Source organism: Leisingera sp. F5, assembly GCF_001593695.1.
The window spans coordinates 1-3254 of record NZ_LUKH01000261.1 but is presented as its reverse complement, the minus strand read 5'-3'; the positions used below and the strand labels follow the sequence as shown (position 1 = coordinate 3254).

Annotated in this window: 2 protein-coding genes and 2 pseudogenes; all 4 read left to right on the top strand. The window is 60.5% G+C overall.

The window, feature by feature from the left end; translation table 11 throughout:
• Positions 1 to 415: 415 nt before the first annotated feature.
• Positions 416 to 871, top strand: a pseudogene (locus A2I95_RS42650) (transposase); the annotation flags it as partial.
• Between the two features lie 13 nt (positions 872 to 884).
• Positions 885 to 1082, top strand: a complete 198-nt coding sequence (locus A2I95_RS28500; RefSeq protein WP_291735329.1) for a hypothetical protein — start codon at positions 885 to 887, stop codon at positions 1080 to 1082.
• 292 nt (positions 1083 to 1374) lie between these two features.
• Positions 1375 to 2010: pseudogene (locus A2I95_RS28495) on the top strand (tyrosine-type recombinase/integrase); the annotation flags it as partial.
• Between the two features lie 148 nt (positions 2011 to 2158).
• Positions 2159 to 2779 (top strand): transposase, encoded by a 621-nt coding sequence (locus tag A2I95_RS28490; protein ID WP_367152889.1) that lies wholly within the window; start codon positions 2159 to 2161, stop codon positions 2777 to 2779.
• The last annotated feature ends 475 nt before the right edge of the window (positions 2780 to 3254 follow it).

The following is a 3254-nucleotide window of genomic DNA, read 5'->3' as shown; positions in this document are numbered from 1 at the left end:
CCCGCCACACCATATAGCCGCCCATCCGAACGGTGGAAGGGTAGAAGGGTAGAAGGGTAGAAGGGTCTTCGCAGCCGAACATAATCGAGGAACAGGATACCCATATGGACAAGGCATCCCACCCGCACCAGAGCGTATCATCGCATTTGAAGCCTCTAAAGCCAGTTTGACGGTGCACGCCCCGCCGGATGACCGGCAAGTGATGATTAACAACACTCCTGCCGCAATCAGGAAACTGCCGCGGCAAGCCGGCAAGCTGGAAGCACCTTTCGCCATCTGCGAGGCATCCGGCGGCTATGAACGGCATGTGCTTTCGCGTTGCGCGGATGCCGGGTTGCCCCCGTATCGGTCACATGGCGCCCGAACCCGCAACTTCGCATGATATCTTGGACTTGCGTCCAAAACAGATGCTTGGATGCTTGCGTTGCTTGCTCAGAAATCAGACGGGGTGCGGCTCTGGAAACCCGTTGACCCGGAAGCCGAGGAATTGCGCGCGCTGCGCCGCCGCCGGGATGACCTCGCGAAGATTGCCAGGGTAGAACAAAACCGCTTGGAGCATGCCAAAATCAGAGCAATACGCCTTTCTCTGCAGTGTCATGTCCGGTCCAGGTCGCGCGAAATGGATGACCTGGGCAAACGGATTAAAGACCTCATTGCCGCAACGCCGGCATCCCGGCACAAATCCAGGCTGATGCAATCCATCAAGGGGATCGGGCCGAAGACAGCGGCGGCCTGTCTGGCGTATGTGCCGGAACTGGGCGACCTGACGAAGGGAGAGGCTGCATCCATCGTTGGGCCTGCGCCCTTTGCACGGGATTCCAGCACCCTGCGGGGGGCACAGGCATGTCTCCGGCGGGTGCCGGGACGCACACGCCAGTCTTTACATGGCCGCCCTTTCTACTCTGCGTCCCAACCCGGCTTTCCGGGGTTTCACGGCCCGTCTCAAGGCACGCGGCAAACCCGCCAAGGCCGTCATCACCGTCATCACCGTCATCACCGTCATCATGCACAAGCTCATCGTGGTCATGAACGCCAAGCTCAAAGACGGGCAGGCGTCAAATCGGTACGGCGCGGCAACATAGCAACTTCCGACATTCGCGGCACCTGGCATGAACTCAACCATGCGGGAAAAAGCGCGCTTTCGCAGCAAGCTGCCACAATGGCGGCAAACTGTGCATTGTGTCTGCGACGATCCATTGGAGGGCGAAAGGAGGAATCCGCTTGCGCGGCGATGGCATTTGTTGCTGGCGTTCTGAACTGGCCTTTATGCTGCACGTTTTGCGATTTTTGCGACCTGTCTGACGATTGGGGCTTTCTCAGTCGACAAAGGAGGTTGCAATGACAGAGGAGTGAACGGCCCCGCTTCGCGAGCGGATGATCGAAGACATGCGCACCCGTGGCATGGGAGCCAAGACCCAGCAAGGTCATATCCGGGCGGTCAAGCACTTTACATGGTTCATTGGCCGCTCACCGGACACAGCGACACCAGACGAGTTGCGGGCCTGCCAGCTTCACATGACCGATGCCGGGGTGGCGACCGGCACCTTTAACGCTCGGATCGTCTCGCTACGGTTCTTCTTCGGCGCGGCCTGCGGGCGGGAGGCGATGAAGGCAAGAACAGCAAAGATCGCAAAGCGATGCTATCGCCGGGGCTGTTGGATCTGCTGCGGGATTATTGGCGTGAGGCGCGGCCTGAGGGTTGGTTATTTCCGGGCAAGCCAAAGATCCTGGCCCTGTCACCACACCAGTTGAACAGAGCATTCACCTCTGCCAAGCATATGGCAGGCATCAACAAACCCGCCACGCTGCATACCTTGCGCCACAGCTTCGCCATGCACCTGCTCGAGGCCGGAACGGATGTTCGGATGATCCAGCTGCTTCCGGGGGCATTCAAAGCTCAGCACGGCAGCGCGCTATCCCCATGCCGCAACCAAGACCATTCGCGGCACCGTTAGCCCGTACGAGATGCTGGAGAAGCTGCAGGATCACACTGTCAGGCGGGGAGTGGAGCAGCAGCACGCGCACTTGGCGCGTCCAGGGCTGGAGATCGCTGATATCTTTCGGAAGCATGCGCGGCTGTACCGGCGCCTGTTTCTGGATGGGCTGATGGATTTGCACCGCGCAAGCCAGCTCATTTTCTTTCAGCGATCTCGATCTCTTGGCACAGGCGAATGCCTTTGCGAAATGGCTCGCCCGGTTCCGCAGCTCCAAATGGGTTGTCTATGCCAAACCGCCCTTCGGCGGGCCGGAGGCGGTTCTGGCCTGCCTGAGCCGTTACACCCACCGGGCCGCCATCTCGAACGCCCGTCTGATCACCGCCGATGCCGGTACCGTGGCCTTCCGCTGGAAGGATTGCCGCATCAAATCCGGTGATCGCCCAAAGGCCATGCGGCTGGCCACGTTCGAGTTCATCCGCCGCTTCCTGATGCATGTTCTACCTGACGGCTTCCGCCGCATCCGGCACTATGGCCTTCTGGCCAGCCCTGCACGCAAAGCAAACATCACGAAAATCCGCGCTTTGCTCTGCGTCCAACGCGTTGAACAAGCCGCCACGCCAGAGCCCGAAGCCGAGATCGCTCCGCTCTCCTTGCGCGAACAATGCTCCTGCTGCGGCGGCCCCATGCGCATCGTCGGGATATTCCGCCGTGGCCGGAAACCGATGTCGCGCGCGCCACCAATGGAGCAGGCCGCATACACGATGCTTGCCCATCCAATCCAACGAGCACTGGCCGCTCCTGGACGGACGGCCCAAGCCCGCTGCGCCCGTCATTCCGGATGATCGCTGCAAATATCCGGCGCTCCTTCACTCAATGAGATATCCGCTGCGAATGGCTGCTGCTGACGCACGCAAATAGATCAGAGGTGCGCTGGTGGCAGTGTTGCCATCAACCGCAATTCCTCTTCCCCATAGACAACGCCCAACCCCCGCGGCTTCCTCCTTCCGAGGTTTGTCAACGCCGGCCGCAGGCCGCGCCAGAAAGCAATGCGGCACCCCGGCCCGCATCGAAAAACCTTCAGGAAACCGGCCAATCCAGCTCTGCCATCTGCAGCATGCTGGATACCAAGCACTAAATCGCTCTGCGATAGGGGCTCTGCGTGGCCGGTGTTGGACTGAAGCGGTATTTGTTTCGCGGTTCAGGAGGCCGGGTGTGTGCTGTTGGCCGAGGTGATTTTGCCTCGGTTGACAGAGGGTTTTGCCATGACCAAGCAGCCCCCTGCACCGGCGGCATCCCTTCGGGCGCGCATGATCGCGG

Bases quoted from the DNA above. Each gene is read 5' to 3' on its own strand.
- A2I95_RS28500 (WP_291735329.1), top strand. From the start codon at position 885: ATGGCCGCCCTTTCTACTCTGCGTCCCAACCCGGCTTTCCGGGGTTTC.